This is a genomic window from Rathayibacter sp. AY2B9 (assembly GCF_002931595.1).
In the GTDB taxonomy this organism is placed as follows: Bacteria; Actinomycetota; Actinomycetes; order Actinomycetales; family Microbacteriaceae; genus Rathayibacter.
In genome coordinates, this window is record NZ_PSUB01000007.1 from 64,835 (window position 1) to 78,800 (window position 13,966).

The following is a 13,966-nucleotide window of genomic DNA, read 5'->3' on the forward strand; positions in this document are numbered from 1 at the left end:
CCGACTCGAGGAAGCAGGAGCACATGGACACCGACGCGTTCGCGCTCGAGGGGGACCGCCTCGTCTGGCGCGGCGACGGCGAGACCGTCGTCGTCGAGCCGTGGGGGAGGGACAGCGTCCGGGTCCGCGCCCGCCGGTCCGGGGAGGTCCTCGACACCGACTGGGCGCTGATCGCCACCGAGCGCCACGCGCCGGAGGTCTCGATCGAGGGACCGCGGGCGACGCTGCGCGCCGGCGGCATCACCGTCGTCCTCGAGCAGCAGGAGGGCTACGGGTACCAGACCGGCTACCACGAGCTCTCCTGCTCCCTCTCCTTCTACGACCGTCGGGGGGAGCTGCTCTTCCGGGAGCTCGGGAGCGGGGGAGCGCTCAAGCTGCGCGCCCGCGAGCAGCGTCCGCACCTGGGCGGCGACTTCCGGCTGACCGCGCTGTTCGAGACGTCCCCCGACGAGAAGCTGTACGGGATGGGGCAGTACCAGCAGGACATCCTCGATCTGAAGGGCTGCACGCTCGAGCTCGCGCACCGCAACTCCCAGTCGAGCGTCCCGTTCGTGCTGTCGAGCCGCGGCTACGGGTTCCTCTGGCACAACCCCGCGATCGGCCGCGCGACCTTCGCGGCCAACCGCACGGAGTGGTCCGCCGAGTCCTCCCAGCAGCTCGACTACTGGGTGACCGCGGGGGAGACCCCGGCCGACATAACCCGGGCCTACGCCGACGCGACCGGGCACGTCCCGATGATGCCCGAGCACGGCCTCGGCTTCTGGCAGTGCAAGCTGCGCTACTGGAACCAGGAGCAGCTGCTCGAGGTCGCCCGCGAGCACCGGCGCCGCGGCCTGCCGATGGACGTGATCGTGGCCGACTTCTTCCACTGGCCGCACATGGGCGACTTCCGCTTCGAGGAGGAGTTCTGGCCGGATCCGTCCGCCATGGTCGCCGAGCTGCGCGAGCTCGGGATCGAGCTGATGGTCTCGGTCTGGCCGCAGGTGTCGGTCGAGTCCGAGAACTACATCGCGATGAAGAAGGGGAACCTCCTCGTCAAGGCCGAGCGGGGCCTGGACCTGCACATGCAGTTCGAGGGTCCGAGCGCGTTCTACGACGCGACGAGCCCCGCCGCCCGGAGGTTCGTCTGGGAGGCGTGCCGGCGCAACTACGGCGAGCACGGGATCCGGCTCTTCTGGCTCGACGAGGCCGAGCCCGAGTACGGCGTCTACGACTTCGACAACTACCGCTACGCCGCCGGTCCCGCCGTCCAGGTCGGCAACCTCTACCCGCAGGCGTTCTCCCGCGGCTTCTTCGAGGGGCAGAGCGAGGGCGGGGAGGCCGCGATCGTCAACCTCGTCCGCACCGCGTGGGCGGGCAGTCAGCGCTACGGCGCGCTCGTGTGGTCGGGCGACATCCACTCGACCTTCGCGGACCTGCGCCACCAGATCACGGCCGGCATCCACATGGGCGTCGCGGGGATCCCGTGGTTCACGACCGACATCGGAGGATTCGCCGGGGGAGACCCGTCGGATCCGGAGTTCCGTGAGCTCCTCGTGCGCTGGTTCCAGTTCGGCGCGTTCAGCCCCGTGATGCGCTTGCACGGCGACCGCGCGCCGTCGGCCCCGGTCACGGCCGCCGACGGGAGCCGCCGCGCCGCGACCGGAGCCGCGAACGAGGTGTGGAGCTTCGGCGAGGAGGCGACGCCGATCCTCACCCGCCTGCTGCATCTGCGCGAGACCCTGCGCCCGTACACGCGCGAGGCGATGCGGGAGGCGCACGAGCTGGGCCAGCCCGTGCTGCGCGCGGTGTTCCACGAGTTCCCGGGGGACCCGGAGGCCTGGGATCTGGCCGACCAGTACCTCTTCGGATCGGACCTGCTGGTGGCTCCGGTCACGCACGCCGGAGCCGTCTCCCGACGGGTCTACCTGCCCGCCGGGGCGCGGTGGACGGAGCTCTCGACGGGCGCCGAGCACGAGGGCGGGCAGTGGATCGTCGCCGACGCGCCCCTGGCCGTCATCCCGGTCTTCGCGCGCGACGGTCGGCAGGCGCACCTCGTCGGGCAGCTCTGAGCGGAGGCTCCCCGCTGTCCGGAGGTTCCGCCGCGAGGAGCGCCCCCGCGTCAGCCCGTCCCCTCGAGCCAGAAGTCGACCGCGTCGGGGGACGGGCGCTCGGCGACCCGGACGACGTCGCCGAACTCGAGCACGCTGTCCGGATCCTCCTGGACGGCCGGCCACCGCTCGCGGCCGGCGGCGTCCGGATCGCCGTGGGAGACGAATGCGAGCCAGCGCGCAGTCATCTCCTGCTCGAGCCGGCGGTCGACGTCCGTGTAGTCGGCGTCGCCGTCCGCCCCGAGGTTCCCGTACGCGTACATCACCTCGGCGCCGTGGTACGCGCCGAACCGCTCGAGTCCTCTCTCCGGGGGAGTGCGCGTGAAGATGTAGGCGTGGACGCCCGCCCGCCCGGTCCGGGCGGCCGTCAGCGCCCAGAGCCGCATCGGGGCGGTCATCGTCCGGTCGCTGCCGGCGCGCAGCCGGGAGTCGACGACCTGGTCCTCGACGGCACCCGGGTACAGCGCGAGGAATCGGTCTGCGTCGTCTCCGTGCTCCCGGCGCACCTCCTGCTCGTAGGCGTTCGGATCCGGGTCGACGCCTCCCAGCAGATCGAGCGAGGTCTCGTCGGAGTTGCTGCCGAGCAGGAGGGGGACGTCGTTCTGCCGACCGGCCTCGTAGACGGCGAGCGGCGTGTCGGGGAGGACGACACCGTCGATCGAGGGCCACCAGTGCTGCGAGAGGCCAGCGGCGGCCGTGACGATGCGCTCGGCCGGCAGGGCCCTCATCTCGGCGAGGCTCGCCCCGCCGAGCGCCTCGCTCAGGCGCGCAGCCGCCTCCCGTGCGGTGGCGGCGTCGTCGTAGAGGTCGCCGGCCTCGCGGTCTCCCGCCGACCCCAGGCATCCTCCGCTCTCCCCGATGATCCCGTGGAGGAGGCCGGCCGCGAGGGGCGAGGCCCCGAGGATGCAGGCGCTGCCGGAGCCTGCGGACTGGCCGGCGACCGTCACCCGCCCCGGGTCCCCGCCGAAAGCGGCGATGTTGTCCTGCACCCACTGCAGAGCGGCGACCTGGTCGAGCAGTCCCTGATTCCCCGGGGTGCCGCCGCCGAGCACATCACCGGCGAGGAAACCGAGGACGCCCAGACGGTAGGCGACGGTGACGACCACCGCGCCCCGGGAGGCGAGCGCCGCGCCGTCGTAGGCGGGGAGGGCGCCGGACCCCGAGACGAACGCGCCGCCGTGGAGGTAGACGAGGACCGGGCTGGAGTCGCCCGCCCCGCCGACCGGCGTCCAGATGTTCAGGCGGAGGCTGTCCTCGTCCGTCGCGTACCCGCTGAGGAGCGTCTCCTCCAGCGGCAGGTCGAGCACGCGGGTCGCCGCTCGGGAGAAAAACGTCGGCTCCGGCTGAACGGCGGAGGGGCCGAAGTCGTCGGCCACGAGGGTCGCCGACCGCTGCGGGGCCGGGCGGGGCGCCTCCCAACGCAGCGGGCCGACCGGGGGAGCGGCGTAGGGGATCCCCGCGAAGGCGTCGACCCCGGCCGCGGCGTCGTGCACACCGACGACGTCGCCCTGCCGGGTCGTGACCGGGGCGGTGTGCGGACCGGCGAGCGTCCGCGTCGCCGGGAGAGGACCCGCGGCGAGGGCGACGGCTCCGACGAGCCCTGCGGACGCGATCCAGGCCGCCGTACGCAGCATCCAGTGCCGGTGCCGCCAGCTCCTCGCGGCGGCCGCGATCAGGACCGCGGCCGCCGCGACGACGACCCACCCCCACCACTCCACCCGGTTCAGCCAGGCGAGGACCGCCCCGATGAGCACGACGGTCGCGGTCGGCAGCCACGGGGACCGTCGCCGTCGAGGTTCGGGCGTTCCAGTTCTCGATACGGTATGCATTGACAACGAAACGTACTGAAAAGTACCATTCAGCGCAAGGATCCGAATAGGCTGGGGGCGTGGTCACAGGCGAGCAGGCTCCGGTCCGGCGGAGGAGCGAGACGCGACGACGTCTCCTCGCGGCGGCCGCCGAGCTCTTCGAGAGCACCGGCACCATCGGCCAGCGCGTCGAGGACATCTGCGCGCAGGCGGGCTTCACCCGCGGCGCGTTCTACTCGAACTTCGCCGGTGTCGACCAGCTCTTCCTCGCACTCCACGAGGAGCAGGCCGCGAGAGTGTGGGGGAGCCTGCAGGAGGCCCTCGACGTCCAGCTGCAGGAGGAGCACCGCGCGGCGACCCTCGACGGCGCCGTACGCTCCCTCCTCGACGCGCTCCCGTCCAGCCGCGAGTGGTTCTCCCTGCGGTCGGTGCTCCTGGCACGCGCTGCCGCGGACCCGGAGTTCGCCGAGCGGATGATGATCGACGACGACCGCGTCTCGCGCGAGCTGGGCGAGCGCTTCGCCGCCCTCGCCGCCGTGCACGGCCGCGTCCCCGCCGTCGAGTCCGCCGTCCTGGCGAAGGCGGTCGTCGCGGCGCACGTCGGGTCGGTGAGCCAGTGGCCCGTGGACACCAGCGCCGAACTCACGCAGCGCCTGGTCGTCGCCGCGGTGATCCGAGGCCTCACCGTCGAAGCGCCCGGTCTGCCATCGGAGCGCGGCGGCGATCGATGACGTCCTGTCGCAGGAGCGTTGAGGGGAGCCGATCGCCATCCCTGCAGAACGGGACTTCGGTCGAACTGACATAATGTGCATTATCGGATAACGGCTGAAGGGCCGGACGGACCGGGACTGAGGCCGCCCGACGGTCCGGAACGTCATCAGCGGATCGGCGAATGCTCCACCCACGCCTCGACGTCCTCGTACCAGCACGTCTCGGTCGGAGTGTCGAAGCGCGTGACCAGCCGCAGCCGCGGATCGACGGTCACCGTGCCGCGGACGCCGTCGTCGGCCTGGTCCTCTCGGGCGCCCGCCGGAACGAGCGTCTGAGGTCCTGCGAGCGCTCCCGCAGGTTCACCATCACCGCGGCTGCATCGAGAAGGATGCTCACGCCGCCCGGTGTCCGCCGACGAACGGACTTCGCCCACGACGGCATCGGACTCCCCCGATGCCGGTCCATTGCCGTCCACAGGGGCCATCCGTCGAGGAGCCCAGACCCGTGCGCCGGCGTCAGCCCCTGGAGAGGATCAGGCGAAGTCGGAGATGTCGCCGACGAGGCGGGTGTTGTCCGCGGGGATCGGCTCGACGGCCGCCAGAGCGACCTCGGCCGCGAACTCCTGCACGTTGTAGAGCTTGCCGGCCGACTCGCGACGCGAGCTGATCGCGCCCGGGTTCGCGCGCTCCAGCAGGGTCGCGGTGATGGTGCCCTCGATCATGTCGCCCGAGACGACGACGAACTCGATCCCGCGCTCGGCGAGCTCACCGATCCGCTCGCGCAGGGCGTCCTCGCCGGCGCGCTTGGAGAGCGCGACGGGCTCGTACTCGGGCATCGTGGGCGTGGTCCGGATGAAGTGCGCCTGGTGGCTCGTGACGAACACGACACGGGAGCCCTCGGAGAGCAGCGGCAGCGCCGCGTCGAGCACGGCGACCTGCGAGTCGCGGTTGAGGACCATCGCGTAGTCCTCCCCCATGTTGCTCTCCATGCCGCCGGAGGCGTTCAGGACGAGCACGTCCAGTCCTCCGTACTCCTTCTCGATGCGGGAGAAGAGCTCGGCGCGCGAGTCGGCGTCGGTGAGATCGGCGCCGACGGCGACGGCGGTGCCGCCGGCCTCGACGATCTGCGCGACGAGCTTGTCGGCGCGCGGCGCCTTCGAGCGGTAGTTGACGACGACGCGGGCTCCGGCCTCGGCCAGGTAGCGGACCGTGTCGGCGCCGATGCCGCGGGACGACCCGGTGACGAGAGCGCGCTTGCCGTCGAAGGAGCCGGGGGCGAGGGGATTGGACACGGGTATTCCTCCAGAACGCCGGCTCGGAGACCGGATCGGGCACGATGACGGGCCACGGCCCGACGGAGGAGTCTACCAAGGGCCTCGAGACCGTCGGCGCACCCCCTCTCCCAGCCCTCGTCCGGGGGGCGTTGATAGCCTGGGAATGCTCGTCGAGGGGAAGGAGCACACAGCATGGACGCTGTCACCCAGTACGCGTGGATCCTCTGGCTCGCGCTGATCCTCATCTTCGTGATCGTCGAGATGATCACCCTCGAGTTCACGTTCCTGATGCTCGCCGTCGGCAGCATCGGCGGACTGCTGACCGGGCTGGTCGGGGCTCCCTTCTGGGTCCAGGTCCCCGTCGCGGCCGTCCTCGCCGCCCTCCTGCTGTTCACCGTCCGGCCGCCGCTGCTGCGGCTGCTGAAACGGGGCGGGGATCCCACCCCCAGCGGAGCGGACGCTCTCCTCGGGCTCTCCGGCAGCGTCGTCCTCGCCGGCCCCGGAGCCGGCCAGGTCAAGCTCGCCAACGGCGAGACCTGGACCGTCCGCCTGTCCCCGCTCGTCGAGGACCGCACACTCGGAGTCGGCGAGAGAGTCGTCGTCACCGCCATCGAGGGCGCGACCGCGGTCGTCGTCCCCGCCGAAAGGAGCACACCGTGACACCGTCCTCCGTCGTGACGATCGTCGTCGTCGCCGCCGTCGTCCTCTTCGCCCTGGTCGTCCTCTTCCGAGCGGTCCGCATCATCCCCCAGGCCACCGCCGGGGTCGTGGAGCGCCTCGGCAAGTACCACAAGACCCTGCTGCCGGGCCTCAATCTCGTCGTGCCGTTCATCGACCGGGTCCGCCCGCTGATCGATCTGCGCGAGCAGGTCGTCTCGTTCCCGCCCCAGCCCGTGATCACGGAGGACAACCTCGTCGTCTCGATCGACACGGTCGTCTACTTCCAGGTGACGGACGCCCGGGCGGCGACCTACGAGATCGCCAACTACCTCGGCGCGGTCGAGCAGCTGACCACCACCACGCTCCGCAACGTCGTCGGCGGCCTGAACCTCGAGGAGGCGCTGACCTCCCGCGACAACATCAACGGGCAGCTGCGCATCGTCCTCGACGAGGCCACCGGCAAGTGGGGCATCCGCGTCGGACGCGTGGAGCTCAAGGCCATCGACCCGCCCCTCTCCATCCAGGACTCGATGGAGAAGCAGATGCGCGCCGAGCGCGACCGTCGAGCCGTGATCCTCACCGCCGAGGGCACGAAGCAGTCCCAGATCCTGAACGCCGAGGGTCAGCGCCAGGCCGCGATCCTCGCTGCGGAGGGCCAGGCGAAGGCGGCGGTCCTGCGGGCCGAGGGTGAGGCCAAGGCGATCACCACCGTCTTCCACGCCATCCACGAGGGCCGCCCCGACAGCGAGCTCCTCGCCTACCAGTACCTCCAGACGCTCCCCAAGATCGCCGAGGGCAGCGCGAACAAGCTCTGGGTCATCCCGAGCGAGCTCACCGAGGCGCTGAAGGGCATCGGGGGCGCGCTCGGCCAGCGCGGCCAGTCCGCCCCGGCGGTCCGCCCGCAGGACGCGGCACCCCCGTCGGCGCCTGCGGCGTCCGCGCCTGCCGCATCCGGGTCCGTCGAATCCACTCCTGTCGAGCCCGGATCCGACACGTCCGCCCCCGTGGCGCCCGCGACGACCGACGGAGCCCCCGGCTCGGCGCCCGCTCCCCCGCCGCCGGCCGTCTAGCCGCGGACCCGGTCCGCGATGCGCACCCCTGAGCGACCCCTCGCCCTGAGCGGGCCGACCCCCCGGGTGATCGCGCATCGCGGGTTCGGCCCGCAGGCCGAGGGCAACACGCTCGCCGCCTTCGAACGCGCCCTCGCCGCGGGTGCGGACCTCCTCGAGACGGACGCGCGCGCCTCCCTCGACGGGGTCGCCGTGCTCGTCCACGACGCCGAGGTGATCGACCGCTCCGGCCGCCGCCACGTCGTCGCCGCCACCCGGTGGGAGGAACTCGCCGACCTCCGACTGGCGGGCGGCGCCCGGCTCGCCTCTCTCGAGCAGGCCCTCGCCGCACTCCCCCGCGCGCGCTTCAATGTCGACGTGAAGTCGCGGGACGCGATCGACCCGGTCGTCGCGGCGGTGTCCGGCGCCACCGCCGCGGAGCGCGTCCTGATCACCTCGTTCTCCGAGATCCGTCGAGCAGCGGCCCTCCGCCGTCTTCCCGGCGCCGCGACCTCGGCGTCGGCGGTCCGCTTCGTCGTCGCCCTGGTCGCCGCCCACCTCGGCGCCGCCCTCCCCGTGCGTCTCGCTCTCCGCGGCATCAACGCGCTCCAGGTGCCCGAGCGCGCGCTCGGCCTCCGCGTCGCCGAGCCGCGGATCCTCGCCCGGCTGCGGGTGACCGGCTGCGAGATCCACCTCTGGACCATCGACGATCCGGAGCAGATGGAGCAGCTCCTCGCGCTCGGGATCGACGGGCTCGTGACCGACCGCACCGACCTCGCCCGAGCGGCCGTCGACGCCTTCCTCAGCGCCCGTCGGCCACGCCCTCAGGAGCCGCGGAATACGCCTCCGACCTGAGGATTCTCTGGCAATGGCAGGGACGGGAAGACCACCTCCAGGTACGACGTTGACACTGGGGAAGCACAGCGAGAGGAGACCACACAATGGCAGATCGAAGCTTGCGAGGAATGCGGCTCGGATCCCAGAGCCTGCAGAGCGAAGAAGGCGTCGTCTTCTCCCCGCGATCGACGTACGAGTACCACTGCGCGAACTGCGGCCACGACACCGACATGGTGTTCTCGGCCGACGCGGAAGCACCGGAGACCTGGGAGTGCCGCTCCTGCGGTCACGAGGCCACTCTGATGGTGGACTCGAAGCCGGTCGTCGTGGACAAGGGCGAGCAGAAGGCTCCGCGCACCCACTGGGACATGCTGCTCGAGCGTCGGACCCGCGCGGAGCTGGAGGAGCTGCTCGAGGAGCGGCTCGCCTATCTGCGCGCCAGGCGCGGCGAGCACAAGATCGGCGCGTAGCGCCGGTCAGCGGGAACGGCGTCGCGGCTCGCGCGTCCTGAGGACGAACGAGACCATGCCGATGAGACCGGCGGCCAGGAAGTACCAGCCGAGGTCTCGCGCCCACACCAGAGCCGGGGTCGTGGTGGAGCTGAGGGGGACCTCGTCCACCATGGCACCCGGCTCGAACCATGTCAGGGAGTCGATCGTCGAGCCGTCCGGCCCGATGATCGCACTCGTCCCGACGGTCGAGATGTTGACCACGCTGCGCCCGGTCTCGATGGCCCGCAGGCGAGCGATCGCGAGCTGCTGGACGCTCTCGTCGGTCCGGCCGAAGTCGGCGTTGTTGGTCTGCCCGAGGATGACCTGGGCACCCCCGTCGACCATCGCGTTCGTCAGCGCGTCGTCCGAGATGTCGAAGCAGATCGCGATGCCTGCGAGCACGCCGTTCACGTCGAAGACGTTGGGACGGGTGCCGATCGAGTAGTCGCGGCTCACCAGGTCGACCAGGTCCGGAGCGAACATCCGCCAGAACGCCCGGTCCGGCATGTACTCGGCGAACGGCACGGGGTGCACCTTGTCGTAGACCTGCGTCGCCCCCTCCCCCGCCTTCCAGAGCAGCGAGCTGTTGTAGAAGACGTCGTCCGAGGGGTTCGTGATCGTGCCCACGATGAACGGCGCGTCCATCGTCCGGCTGAGGTAGTCGAGGACGGCGGCCGACTGGGCGTTCCGGGTCGGATCGATGTCGACGCCGTTCTCGGGCCACACCACCATGTCGACGTCCTGGTCGAGGATCGGCAGCGTCGCCGAGGTGTGGTCCTCGAGGATCTGCCCACGGTAGCTCTGCGAGAACAGGCCCGCATCGGAGTCGCCCTGGACGGCGGCGATCCGGGTCGTGCCCTCCGTGGGTGCCGGCCAGGCGGGGAACACCAGCGCCACGATCGCGAAGCCGGCGAGAGCGCTGACGCGAGAGGAGGCCGGGACGGACATCTCGCGGACGGCCTGCGCGAGCACGGCCGCGAGGAACACCACCACGAAGCCGAGGCCGGCGAAGCCGATCCACGCCGCGAGACCGGCGAGCGGGCCGAGGGACTGCGAGATCGCGAGGCGGCCCCAGGCGAAGCCGCCGTAGGGCCAGACGCTGGTGATCGACTCGCGCCCGATCCAGAGCGCCGCCAGGAGGGCGGGGAGGCCGACCATCCGGCCGAGCGGTCCCGTCCAGACGCGGTGGCCGCGCGTGGAGACGACCGCCATCAGCCCCGCGGAGAGCGCGAAGAAGATCGCCTGCAGGCCGGCGAGGGCCGCCCACGGGACCGGGCCGAGGTAGAGGGTCAGCCACTCGATGTGGACGCCCCAGAAGACCGCTCCGCCGACGAGGCCGACGAGGCTCCCGCTCCAGAAGCCGCGCCCCGCCAGCGCGAACAGGATCGCCGCGGCGCCCACGATCGCCAGCGGCCAGACGTCGGAGTCGGGGAAGCCGCGGTCGAGCACGGCGCCGCCGAGGGCGGCGAGGGGCAGCGCCACCCACAGCGGAACGGTCCGCCCGTCGGGCGGAGGAGCGATCGGCGTCATGCGACCGTCGAGTACGCGACGATGCCGCGGCGGACCAGGTCGAGGGCGGTCCGGGCCGCGCGGCCGACCTTGCCCTCGGCGACGACGGAGAGCTGGTCGAGGAGGTCGATGGTCTGCTTCGCCCAGCGCACGAAGTCGCCGGCGGCCATGTCGGACTCGCGGAGCACCATGTCGAGCGGCATGCCCTTGGCCCACATGTTCATCGACAGCGCCAGGCTCGTCGAGATCGGGTTGCTGCCCGGCAGGCGGTGCTCCCGCTCGACGTCGTCGAGCCGGGCCCACAGAAGCTGGGTCCTCTCCAGCGCCTCGGGGAACGCGCCGCGGGGCAGGAACTGCTCGCCGAGCGTCCCCTCCTCGCGTCGCGGCTCGAAGACCAGGCAGCACGCCATCGCCGCGAGGCCGGCCGGATCGAGCTCCGTCCACGCCTGCTTCCGGAGGCACTCGGCGACGAGCAGGTCCCGCTCCCCGTAGATCCGGCGGAGCGTGCGACCGTTGGGCGTCAGCGAGAGCTCGCCGACCTCGTCCCGGCGGAAGTAGCCGAGCTCGAGCAGCACGTCCGTGATGTGGTCGAAGATGCGGGCGACGGCGCCGGTGCGCGAGCGGATCTGGCGCTCGATCTCGTCGGTCTCGCGGCGCAGCTTCCACCAGCGCTCGGCCCAGCGCGCGTGCTGCTCGCGGTCGGAGCAGGCGTGGCACGGGTGCGCCTTCATCCGACGCCGCAGGCTCGTGAGCTGTGCCTGGCGCTTCTCGCGCTCGGCGTGGGAGGCCGACTCGCCGCGCACCGCGCCCCGGCGCTCGAGGTCGCCGATCTCACGGCGGATCGCCGCGTACTGCTCGAAGTCGCCCAGGTGGCACTGCATCGCCGTGACGTAGCCCGCCATCGACTCCTCCTGCTGGCGGACCCGGCGGGCGAGATCGACGACGGACCGGTCGGCCTGGAACTGCGCGAACGACGACTCGAGGATCTCGCGCGTGCGCACCCGCCCGAACTGCTCGATCAGGTTCGCGGCCATGTTGTAGCTGGGGCGGAAGCTGGAGTTGAGCGGGTAGGTCCGCCGGGAGGCGAGGGACGCGACCGCCTGAGGGTCCATCCCGCCGCGCCACTGGATCACCGAGTGGCCCTCGACGTCGATGCCGCGTCGGCCCGCCCGGCCGGTGAGCTGGGTGTACTCCCCCGGTGTGATCGGGACGCGCGCCTCGCCGTTGAACTTCTCGAGCTTCTCGAGGACGACCGTGCGGGCCGGCATGTTGATGCCGAGCGCGAGCGTCTCGGTCGCGAAGACCACCCGCACGAGCCGGCGCAGGAACAGCTCCTCGACGATCTCCTTGAAGGCGGGGAGCATCCCGGCGTGGTGCGCGGCGACGCCCCGCTGGAGTCCGTCGAGCCACTCCCAGTAGCCGAGCACCGCGAGGTCCTCGTCGCGGATCGTCCGGCACCGCTCCTCGACGATCGCGCGGATCTCGTCGCGCTCGTGGCGCTCGGTGAGGCGCACGCCCGACCGCAGCACCTGGCGCACGGCCTGGTCGCAGCCCGCACGGCTGAAGACGAAGAAGATCGCGGGGAGGAGGTTCTTGCCGCGGAGGATCTCGACGACCTCCGAGCGCAGCACGAGCTCCTCGGTGCGCTGCTCCGGGTAGCGGCCGCGACCGCCTCGGCCGTTGCGGCCGCCTCGGCCGCCGCGCTCGACCCGGGAGCCGCCCTGGGTCATGCGGGCGAGCTCGGGGTTCACCCGGTTCGTCGCCGCCCGTCCGGAGGAGTCGAAGAGGTCGACCAGCTTGCCGCCCACCAGGACGTGCTGGTCGAGCGGGACGGGGCGCTCCTCGGAGACGATGACCTCGGTCTCGCCCCGGACGGTCTGGAGCCAGTCGCCGAACTCCTCGGCGTTCGACACGGTCGCGCTGAGCGAGACCAGCCGCACGCGCTGCGGGAGGTGGATGATGACCTCCTCCCAGACGGCGCCGCGGAAGCGGTCGGCGAGGTAGTGCACCTCGTCCATCACGACGTAGGCGAGGTCGCGCAGGAGGTCCGAGTCGGCGTACAGCATGTTGCGCAGCACCTCGGTCGTCATCACGACGATGCGGGCGCGCGCGTTGACGTTGGAGTCGCCGGTCAGCAGGCCGACCTCGGAGGCTCCGTAGTCCTCGACGAACTCCTGGAACTTCTGGTTGCTCAGCGCCTTCATCGGCGTCGTGTAGAAGACCTTGGCCGTCGGGTCCTGCATGGCCAGGTGGATCGCGAACTCGGCCACCGCCGTCTTGCCGGCGCCGGTGGGCGCGGCGACGAGGACGCTGTGGCCGTCGTCGAGAGCGCTGCAGGCCTCGTACTGGAAGGGGTCGAGGTCGAACGCGAGGATCGAGCGGAACGCCTCGACCCTCGCGTGGCCCTGGCGCGTCCGGAACGCGGCGAACCGCTCGGCGGGAGACGGTCCGATCACGCGGGCAGGTCGGAGGGGCTGCCGTCGAACACCAGCTGGCGCTTGGCGGCGCGCCGGTCGTGCAGGATCGCGATCCCGCAGGCGAGGAAGAACAGGAAGATGATCGGGATGGCCAGGAGGAACATCGAGATCGGGTCGGCCGCGGGGGTCGCGATCGCCGTGAAGAGCACGATCGCCATGATCGCGATGCGCCACGACTTGAGGATCAGCATGCCGGGGAGGATGCCGAGGAAGTTGAGGAGCACCAGGAAGACGGGCAGCACGAAGGCGATGCCGACGACCAGCACGAGCTTGAGAACGAACTCGTAGTAGATCTTGGCGTCGAGGAAGCTCGCCGCGTTGCTGCCGGTGAAGCTCGTCAGGAGCTCCACGATGTGCGGGAACACGAACCAGCCGGCCGCGCAGCCCGCGAAGAACAGCGGGATGGCGGTGAGGATGAAGCCGAGGCCGTACCGCATCTCCTTACGGGTCAGGCCCGGGACGAGGAACGCCCAGATCTGGTAGAGCCAGACCGGGCTTGCCAGGACGATGCCCACCGTGATGGCGATCTGCAGCCGCAGGTCGAAGGCACCGGCGATCGTCGGGAAGTTGAGGATCGCCTCCTTGCCCTGGGTGGAGGCCACCTCGGAGATCGGAGCCTTGAGGGCCTCGAAGACCCACTCCGAGACGAACCACCCCGCGACGCACGCGATGACGATCGCGATCGCCGACTTGAAGAGCCTGTTGCGAAGCTCGACGAGGTGCGCCCCGAGCGACATGCGCCCGTCGGGGTTCTTCGTCCGCTTCGTCCGTGGCTTCTTCGGTGCCACGGACGTCATTACTTGAGCGGGGACTCGGGCGGCGTGGTGGTGCCGGTGCCGGTGGTCGTGCCGGTGGATCCGGCGACGGTGCCGGTGGTCCCCTCGGTCGACTCACGGCGCTCGGTGCCGTCCTCGTCCTTCATGGTCTTGACCTCGCTCTTGAAGATCCGCATCGACTGCCCGACACTGCGGGCCAGCTGCGGGAGCTTGGGCGCACCGAACAGGAGGAGGATCACGGCGAGGATGATGAGGAGGTGCCACCCCTGGAGGCCAGCGAACATT

At 71.4% G+C, this 13,966-nt stretch carries 12 protein-coding genes; 6 read left to right on the top strand and 6 right to left on the bottom strand.

Going from position 1 to position 13,966, the window contains the following annotated elements:
* The first annotated feature begins 23 nt into the window (after positions 1-23).
* Positions 24-2,051: a TIM-barrel domain-containing protein gene (locus tag C5C25_RS08480; RefSeq protein WP_104250334.1), complete on the top strand. Its 2,028-nt coding sequence runs from the start codon at positions 24-26 to the stop codon at positions 2,049-2,051.
* Between the two features lie 50 nt (positions 2,052-2,101).
* On the opposite strand, the gene C5C25_RS08485 is transcribed toward C5C25_RS08480, so the two are convergent.
* Entirely contained in the window at positions 2,102-3,844 is a 1,743-nt protein-coding gene (locus C5C25_RS08485) for a carboxylesterase/lipase family protein (RefSeq protein WP_219814397.1), read from the bottom strand.
* Positions 3,845-3,978: 134 nt separating this feature from the next.
* On the opposite strand from C5C25_RS08485, the gene C5C25_RS08490 reads away from it, so the two are divergent.
* A complete protein-coding gene (locus tag C5C25_RS08490) occupies positions 3,979-4,629 on the top strand; it encodes a TetR/AcrR family transcriptional regulator (protein WP_104250336.1) in 651 nt (216 codons plus the stop codon).
* Between the two features lie 512 nt (positions 4,630-5,141).
* Here the strand turns inward: C5C25_RS08490 and C5C25_RS08495 are convergent.
* The gene (locus C5C25_RS08495; RefSeq protein ID WP_104250337.1) at positions 5,142-5,900 is read right to left on the bottom strand and encodes an SDR family oxidoreductase; all 759 of its coding nucleotides are present in this window, start codon (positions 5,898-5,900) and stop codon (positions 5,142-5,144) included.
* A gap of 174 nt (positions 5,901-6,074) precedes the next feature.
* Between C5C25_RS08495 and C5C25_RS08500 the strand changes: the two genes are divergently transcribed.
* The 4 genes from C5C25_RS08500 (at position 6,075) to C5C25_RS08515 (ending at position 8,898) form a co-directional block, all read left to right on the top strand.
* A complete protein-coding gene (locus C5C25_RS08500; protein ID WP_104222034.1) occupies positions 6,075-6,542 on the top strand; it encodes an NfeD family protein in 468 nt (155 codons plus the stop codon).
* Between the two features lie 14 nt (positions 6,543-6,556).
* Positions 6,557-7,612: an SPFH domain-containing protein gene (locus C5C25_RS08505; RefSeq protein ID WP_374955569.1), complete on the top strand. Its 1,056-nt coding sequence runs from the start codon at positions 6,557-6,559 to the stop codon at positions 7,610-7,612.
* A gap of 18 nt (positions 7,613-7,630) precedes the next feature.
* A complete protein-coding gene (locus C5C25_RS08510; protein WP_104250339.1) occupies positions 7,631-8,446 on the top strand; it encodes a glycerophosphodiester phosphodiesterase family protein in 816 nt (271 codons plus the stop codon).
* Positions 8,447-8,532: 86 nt separating this feature from the next.
* A complete protein-coding gene (locus C5C25_RS08515; protein WP_068207052.1) occupies positions 8,533-8,898 on the top strand; it encodes an RNA polymerase-binding protein RbpA in 366 nt (121 codons plus the stop codon).
* Positions 8,899-8,904: 6 nt separating this feature from the next.
* Here the strand turns inward: C5C25_RS08515 and lnt are convergent, their stop codons facing one another.
* From lnt to tatA, 4 genes are read right to left on the bottom strand one after another with little or no spacing between them, the layout of a single operon-like run.
* Positions 8,905-10,449: an apolipoprotein N-acyltransferase gene (gene lnt, locus C5C25_RS08520; RefSeq protein ID WP_104250340.1), complete on the bottom strand. Its 1,545-nt coding sequence runs from the start codon at positions 10,447-10,449 to the stop codon at positions 8,905-8,907.
* Positions 10,446-12,884, bottom strand: coding sequence for an RNA helicase (locus C5C25_RS08525; RefSeq protein ID WP_104250341.1), 2,439 nt, complete (start codon positions 12,882-12,884; stop codon positions 10,446-10,448). Before C5C25_RS08525 ends, lnt begins: the two co-directional genes overlap by 4 nt.
* Positions 12,881-13,693, bottom strand: coding sequence for a twin-arginine translocase subunit TatC (gene tatC / locus C5C25_RS08530; RefSeq protein WP_374953280.1), 813 nt, complete (start codon positions 13,691-13,693; stop codon positions 12,881-12,883). The genes C5C25_RS08525 and tatC overlap by 4 nt, the downstream gene beginning before the upstream one ends.
* Positions 13,694-13,701: 8 nt before the next feature.
* Positions 13,702-13,965 (bottom strand): Sec-independent protein translocase subunit TatA, encoded by a 264-nt coding sequence (gene tatA, locus C5C25_RS08535; protein WP_104222022.1) that lies wholly within the window; start codon positions 13,963-13,965, stop codon positions 13,702-13,704.
* Position 13,966 lies beyond the last annotated feature (1 nt).